This window comes from Herminiimonas sp., assembly GCF_030645555.1.
In the GTDB taxonomy this organism is placed as follows: Bacteria; Pseudomonadota; Gammaproteobacteria; order Burkholderiales; family Burkholderiaceae_D; genus Oxalicibacterium.
The window spans coordinates 1-4,837 of sequence record NZ_JAUSME010000317.1 but is presented as its reverse complement, the minus strand read 5'-3'; the positions used below and the strand labels follow the sequence as shown (position 1 = coordinate 4,837).

Here is a 4,837-nt window from a genome sequence, read left to right as displayed (position 1 = left end):
CAGACAATTCAATGCCGGCCGATCTGCGGGAAAAATCCGTGCTCTGCGTTGGCAGGGATGAGCCCGCCGCGCTGGTCGCGCAGCAAGCGATAGAAGAAGCGGGTGGATATTTTCTGCATCATGATGGATATGATGGCGCAGATGAAGCAACGCTGGAAGCCAGCCTGACGGCCGCCGATCTGGTGATTTGCCAGGCCGCTTGCGTCAGCCACGATGCTTACTGGCGGGTACAGGATCACTGCAAGCGCACCGGCAAACAATGCGTGCTGGTGTCGCAACCGCAGGCCATGCATTTTGTGCGCAGCCTTGACGATACCTTGCTCTCATCTACGGACAAATAAGGCAGTACCCAGTCAGCATCTGCAGCCCTTGCATCGCTTCAGTCGGGCGCAGTCAATCCCAGCCTTGCATGCCACTCGGCGATCGATTCTTCCGGGTACACATCGAATTGCTTGTCCTTCCTGCCCGCATCGACTTCGACCCACGGCGCCTTGAACGCCAGCATCAAATGCGTATGTTCGGGCGGCGTCGGCAGGGGCGTGTCTATGGCTGATGCAAACGGGTGTATCAACTCCGGCCAGGTCGGATCGTAGAGCCACAGCGCGCTGCTGCAACGGCGGCAAAAGTGGCGCTCGCCGGTGCTGACATGCGCGCGCTGATCGCCCTCATCCTTGAGTTTTGCGTGATAGACGCTGACATCGTCCGCGCCCCTGATTTTCATCCTCGCCGCAACGCCGCCCAGGTTGATCGCATAGCCGCCACCGCCTTGCGTCTTGCGGCAGATCGAGCAGTAACAGCGCTGGTAGGGATAAGGCGTGGCGCTTTGCAGTGAGAAATGTACCGCGCCGCAATGGCATGATCCTTCGAGTTGCATGTGAGCTCCTGGCTGGTTTCGACGCCATCTATTCTAGATGCGTTCCATGCGGCAGCAGCAAACCCGCTGCTATGCCTAGCGGCTGACCTCGAAGAAATCCTTCTTCATGAATTCTTCCAGCTCGGCACTATCCTGTCCGCGCGCCGACAGCGTCACCACACGCCCCAGGCGTGGCGAATTCCACTGGAAATCGCCGTTTTCATACTGGCGGATCAGCGCGATCATGCGGCGCACGATGGCCGTTTCTATATCCACATTCGGCGGCGCATCGACGATGATCAGCTGGCGCGAATTGCTCTTGCGCCGCAAATCCCAGCCGCGAAACAGAAACTCTGCCGTGCGCACACCCTTGTAAGTGATCTGGAATACGCCGCCCGATTCATTGCGTCCGCGCGACTGCTTTTGCATCATCTCGGCGATGTTGGCGCGCGCCACCGCATTGTCATCGCTGGCCGGTTTGACGCTGTTATCCGGCTCCAGTATGCCGGCGGCGCGGCGCCGTTCGCGCGCCGCAGTCAGCATGTCGCTCATGTCGGGCGGCAGCATCGCAGTGGCTGTTGATTTGGGTGCGAGCGGCGGCGCCTTGGCGCGCACAGGCGGGTCCTTCTTGCCGGGCGCGGATTTTTTCCGCGCTGCCGCTGGTTCTTTCTTCTTTGTCGGCTCGGCAGGCGACGTGATGGCCGCTGGCGTCACTTTGGCTGACGGCGCCTGCGCAATCAGGCTCACGGTCAGCGGCGCAGTAGGCGATTCCCCGGTTTCTGTCACGCGCAGGTCTGCGCGATCCACGGCAAAGAAGAGGATCAGCGCATGTATCAGCAGGGAGAGCCCGATGCCGGTGATAGTGCGGGCACGCATGTGGGCAAGAAAGGGAATCGACTTCATCTTCTACGGCTGGTGAAAACTGCTGACATTATGGACTTGCTGCAGATTTTTGGCTTGCGCAGCAGCATGGTGCGCGGTGCCAGTCAGTCTTCCGGGCATGCGCCCGTATTTATTCAGTGCAGGCTTGCCCCATTTTCTTGCATCCGCAGCCCTGTGTTGTTGGCGGTTTACCAAAAACCACACAACTGCCATCTATTTTCGTTATTTTCCAGTTGGCATGGATATTGCGGAGTTATATTCAAGTTACTTGAATTAAATGACACTTATAAGTTTGCATTCAAGTAGCGTGAATTTTAACCGACGGTTTATTCTCGAAGGAGATCAAATATGGGCAATATCAATACTGTATTAAAGGCAGCGACGCTGGGCGCGGCCCTGGGCTTGAGTCTGCTGGCGCCGGCTTCGGCCAAGGATGTCGTGAAGATTGCGTTTGTCGGCCCCCTGACTGGCGGCACTTCTTCGATCGGTTTGGGCGGGCGCAATTCTGCCGATCTGGCAGTGCGTCTCCGCAATGCCGATCCAAAATCAAAATACACTTATGAGCTGGTGCCTCAGGATGATGAATGCCGTCCGAATGTCGGCGTGCAGGTAGCAACCAAAATTGCGGCCGATAAAAACATCATCGCCGGCGTCACGCATTTCTGTTCCGCAGTCGCAATGGGTACGGTAGGCGTCTATAACCGCTTCGGTTTGCCGGTCGTGGTGTGGGGCGCTGTGCTGCCGGATATCACGTATGCCAACGACTTCAAGGAAGTGCATCGCGTCAATGGCACGATGATCAATCAAAGCGAAGTGGCTGCCAAGTTCATGGCGGATCAGGGTTACAAGAAATTCGCGATCATTCATGACACCACCGATTACGGCAAGGGCCATAACAAGTATTTCTCGGAATTCCTGAAAAAGAACGGTGCCACCGTGCTCGGTACATTTGGCGTGACCGCGGATCAGCAGGATTTCAGTACCGAGCTGACCAAGATACGCGAATTGAAACCCGATGTTGTTTTCTTTGGCGGACTGACTCCATTGGGAGTACGTATCCGTACGCAAATGGAAAAACTGGGCATCAAGGCACAGTTTGAAGGCACCTCCGGCATCAAGTCCGACGCCTACATTCAGGGCGTGGGCGAAAAGCTGGCCGAAGGATCGCTGGCATTCCTCGAGGGCGCTCCATGGGAAAAAATTCCAGGCGGCCTGTTTTTCACCGCGCAATATCAAAAGCAAAAGTACAGCGAACCGCCTGAAGCCTATGGCACGTTTGCCTATGCTGCTGCCAACCTGATCATGGACGCAGTGGAAAAAGTTGGCCCGGATCGCAAGAAAGTGCGCGATGTGCTCAACAAGACCAAGGATGTCGACACTCTGATAGGCAAGGTGACTTTCGATGATCACCGTCAAAACATTGTGCCGCTGGTGACCAAGTATGTGGTCGAAGACGGCAAGTGGGCGATCTGGGAAGACAGCAGCTATGCCAGCGGCAAGCGCAAATTATCCGGCAAGTAAAACGGATCTGAAGTAAGCACCAAGCTGCAGGCCAGGCGTGCGCCCGGCCTGCAACGTGATTGGACCAAACGGAGAGAGCGATGAGTGTAATCGGTCAATATGTATTCAACGGCTTGATGCTGGGCATGATTTACGCCATGGTCGCAGTCGGTTTTACCCTGTTTTTTGGGGTGCTGGATGTCATCCAGTTTTCGCACGGCGATACCCTGATGGTCGGCGCCTTTGCCGGCCTCACGGCATCTACCGGAGTGCTGATGCTGGATATAGGTTCTCCCTGGATACGCTTGCTGGCAGTCGTGCTGAGCGCAGTATGCGTGACAGGATTGCTCGGCGCGGCGATTGCTAAATGGCTGGTTCTGCCGCTGCACAAGGCGCCGCCACTCAATACCCTGCTGGCGACGCTGATGCTGGGTACGGTCATGCGCGAAGCAGTGCGTTTGTTCTACCCGGATGGCTCGAATTCTCAACCGTTTCCTTCCTTGCTGCCGACCGATTCGATCGATCTCGGCGGCTTCGCCTTGCGTGCGGACAATGTGATTCTTTTGCTGAGCGGCCTGGCCATCATTGCAGGCGTGCACTTCCTGATTACCCGCACCCGCCTCGGCATGGCGATACGCGCCGTGGCGCAGGATGGCGAAACGGCACGCCTGATGGGCATCAATTTTGAAGCAGTCGTGCTGCTGACTTTTGCGCTCGGTTCCGGCATGGCTGCGCTGGCTGGCGTGATGAACGGGCTGTATTACAACGAGATCAATTTCAACGTCGGTTTGCTGTTGGGCGTGATCGGATTTGCAGCGGCGATTCTCGGCGGCCTGGGCAATATATATGGCGCGATCATCGGTGGTTTCCTGTTTGCCGGCCTGCAGGTATTGGGTAGTGCAACCCTGCCGGCGCTGATCCCGAATATCCCAAGTGCCTACAAGGACGTTTTCGCATTTGCCGTCGTCATTATCCTGATGGCCTGGAAACCAACCGGGCTGATTGCCGAAAAATCAAGCGAACGGGTCTGACATGAACGACATCCAATTGAATAAAAAATCGGCAGCGCTGGTGCTCGCGTTCGCGACGTTCGGCATAACCGCCTACATGTGGTTGTTCCTGCATGCGGAATCACAATTGGCAGTGGGTGTGCTGATAGTCGTGGCTTTGGGTCTGACCCTGCTGGGGAAAAAGCTGGGCACGGTGCGACGCATAGAAGAGGCGGCAGCAAGCCGGCCTGGTCTGGCTCGCATCTGGTCACTGCTCGCTGCGCTGGCGCTGGTCGCAGCATTTTACGACAGCCATTTCGTGTTGTTGATGATAGGCGGCGTCCTGCTGTATGCGACAGCCTGCATGGGATTGACCGTGCAATTCGGTTTTTCCGGCGTCAGTAATTTTGCCGGGGCTGCCTTCTTCGGAATCGGCAGCTACACCACTGCAGTGCTGGCCACGCATACCGGTTTGCCATCACTGGTGACAATCGGCATTGCCGGCATTGTTGCTGCCGTGATCGGTTCGATCCTGATCTGGCCGGTATTGCGCACGCGTGGTCACTATGCAGCGCTGGTCACGATCGCGTTCGGCATCCTGTTCAAGACCTTC

6 protein-coding genes and 1 pseudogene are annotated in these 4,837 nt (G+C 56.7%); 5 read left to right on the top strand and 2 right to left on the bottom strand.

Annotated features, from left to right (window positions below):
• Nucleotides 1-341: DUF2325 domain-containing protein (locus Q7T06_RS11865; RefSeq protein ID WP_304784917.1), on the top strand; the 341-nt coding region annotated here is incomplete at its 5' end.
• 38 nt (nt 342-379) lie between these two features.
• On the opposite strand, the gene Q7T06_RS11860 is transcribed toward Q7T06_RS11865, so the two are convergent.
• Together Q7T06_RS11860 and Q7T06_RS11855 are read right to left on the bottom strand one after the other, a co-directional pair.
• Nucleotides 380-874, bottom strand: a complete 495-nt coding sequence (locus Q7T06_RS11860; RefSeq protein ID WP_304784915.1) for a GFA family protein — start codon at nt 872-874, stop codon at nt 380-382.
• A gap of 75 nt (nt 875-949) precedes the next feature.
• Entirely contained in the window at nt 950-1,756 is an 807-nt protein-coding gene (locus Q7T06_RS11855; RefSeq protein WP_304784913.1) for a hypothetical protein, read from the bottom strand.
• 12 nt (nt 1,757-1,768) lie between these two features.
• On the opposite strand from Q7T06_RS11855, the gene Q7T06_RS11850 reads away from it, so the two are divergent.
• The 4 genes and pseudogenes from Q7T06_RS11850 to Q7T06_RS11835 form a co-directional block, all read left to right on the top strand.
• Nucleotides 1,769-2,041: a hypothetical protein gene (locus Q7T06_RS11850; RefSeq protein ID WP_304784911.1), complete on the top strand. Its 273-nt coding sequence runs from the start codon at nt 1,769-1,771 to the stop codon at nt 2,039-2,041.
• Nucleotides 2,042-2,083: 42 nt separating this feature from the next.
• Nucleotides 2,084-3,256, top strand: coding sequence for a branched-chain amino acid ABC transporter substrate-binding protein (locus Q7T06_RS11845; RefSeq protein WP_304784909.1), 1,173 nt, complete (start codon nt 2,084-2,086; stop codon nt 3,254-3,256).
• An 80-nt stretch (nt 3,257-3,336) separates the two neighbouring features.
• On the top strand, nt 3,337-4,266 hold the full coding sequence (locus tag Q7T06_RS11840) for a branched-chain amino acid ABC transporter permease (protein WP_304784907.1): 930 nt from the start codon (nt 3,337-3,339) through the stop codon (nt 4,264-4,266).
• 1 nt (nt 4,267) lies between these two features.
• A pseudogene (locus Q7T06_RS11835) lies at nt 4,268-4,837 on the top strand (branched-chain amino acid ABC transporter permease); the annotation flags it as partial.